The organism is Terriglobus sp. YAF25, assembly GCF_052113305.1.
Taxonomy (GTDB): Bacteria; Acidobacteriota; Terriglobia; order Terriglobales; family Acidobacteriaceae; genus Terriglobus.
The window spans coordinates 1-1,494 of the sequence record NZ_JBFRCY010000924.1; the positions used below are offsets into that span (position 1 = coordinate 1).

Annotated in this window: 1 protein-coding gene; it reads left to right on the forward strand. The window is 60.8% G+C overall.

From position 1 onward, the window contains the following. Positions 1 to 1,365 (forward strand): hypothetical protein (locus AB4043_RS25265; RefSeq protein WP_442308496.1); only part of this gene is annotated, 1,365 nt, incomplete at its 5' end. Positions 1,366 to 1,494 lie beyond the last annotated feature (129 nt).

A 1,494-nucleotide genomic window follows, 5' to 3' on the forward strand; every position in this document is an offset into this window, starting at 1 on the left:
CAACAGGATCGCAACAGGATCGGACCACGGCGCCGCATGTCTGCAGCTGACTGGGACGCTCTGATTGCCGTCATGCGAGAGCAGCGCATTTCTACGCTCGACGCCAACGGACACATGACCGACGACGCGCTCGCGAAGATCGCCTCACTCGACTTCGTCACCGGCCTGAACCTCGACGGCTCTCGCGAGCTTACGGACGATGGCCTGCTGCATCTGGTGCATATGCCTCAACTCGAACAGCTCAACCTGAGCGAGTATCCCGGAGGCAAGCTCACTGACCGCGGCCTCGAGGTGTTGCGCCATCTGCCCAACCTGCGCAGGTTCGAGATGACGTGGCAGTCAGCCATCACGGATCGCGGCGCTGCTAACCTCCGTTTCTGCGAGTTGCTGGAAGAGGTCAACCTGATGGGTTCTCCCACCGGAGACGGCGTCGTCGAAGCCCTGCAGGGAAAACCACATCTTCTCCGCTTCAGTACTGGAAGATACGTGACCGATGCGAGCATTCCACTGCTGCACAACTTCCCTCTGCTCAAGACGCACACCGGCGAACGGGCGAAGCTGGTGCTTGATGGCCCCTTCACCAATGCAGGCCTGCAGGCGCTTGCCGGGCTCGATGGCCTGCTGGAGCTCGATCTCTTCTGGCACGTCGACCGCATCACGACTGACGGATTTGCACACCTGCTCAAGCTGCCTCATCTCGAATCGCTGGGCTGCGATGGACGGCTCAGCGACAACATCGCGCTGCAACACATCGGGACCATGCCCCGGCTGAAACGCCTGCGGATCCAGGAGGCCGCCGCCGATGACGATGGCTTTACCGCTCTGGCACGGTCGCAGAGTATTGAACAGATCTGGGGACGCGTCTGTGAGCACTTCGGCGGCCGCGGCTTTCTCGCCTTCTCGAAGATGCCAGCCCTGCGTAACCTCGGCATTGGCTGCAGGAATGTCGATGATGCCACGCTTGCGGCGCTGCCTGACTTCCCCGCTTTGCGCGAGCTCACGCCGATCGGCTTCACCGACAGCGGTTTCCGCCACATCGGCCAGTGCCGTCTTCTGGAACGCCTGACCTGCATGTACTGCCGCGAGTCCGGCGATGCCGCCACCGAAGCGATCCAAGCACTGCCGCTGAAGTACTACTACGCCGGCCTGACACAGATCACCGACCGCAGCATGGAATCTCTCAGCAGTATCAAGACGTTAGAGAAGATCGAACTCTACGAGTGTCTGAAGGTCACCGATGCCGGTCTGCCGTTCCTCGCTAAACTGCCACGACTGCGAGAAGTCCACCTCGACCACCTGCCCGGAGTCACGTTGAGTGGAACCAAGGTCTTCGGACCTGAGGTTCATGTCTACTACTCTGCGTGAGAAATCGACTGGTGAAGGGATTGGGTGCCCCATATCTGGCGGCATTATCGCCAGATGTGGGAGTGGTGGCACGACACGCGTGTCACGTTGCAAACCCACATCTCGGCGTAGCCGAGATATGGGGCACCC